The 262-nt window shown below is 37.8% G+C and carries 1 protein-coding gene; it reads left to right on the top strand.

All coding sequences use genetic code 11. From position 1 onward, the window contains the following. A partial coding sequence (locus KAJ71_RS23300) for a hypothetical protein (RefSeq protein WP_248947800.1) occupies positions 1-196 on the top strand: 196 nt, incomplete at its 5' end. Positions 197-262 lie beyond the last annotated feature (66 nt).

The raw sequence follows: 262 nt of genomic DNA, 5'->3' as shown, positions 1-262 counted from the left end.
GCTTTATCTTGATAACGCTAACATTGGCTATATTTCAGCAAGTAAGATTCATGCTGAAAGTTTGAGTGCTGTTAGTGCAACTATTGGTGTACTCCGAACTGCTACATCAGGTTCGCGTATGGAAATACGCGATAATGTAATTAAATGCTTTGATGGTGAAACTTTGACTGTTCAAATTGGTAATTTAGATTTATAGGTGATGTATGGCTTACGGTATAAGGTGTTGGGACTTAAGTGGCAATCCTATCGTGGACATTACAAC

Origin of the sequence: Serratia silvae (assembly GCF_023282985.1) — a bacterium.
In the GTDB taxonomy this organism is placed as follows: domain Bacteria; phylum Pseudomonadota; class Gammaproteobacteria; order Enterobacterales; family Enterobacteriaceae; genus Chania; species Chania silvae.
This window is presented reverse-complemented; position numbering and strand designations above follow the sequence as displayed.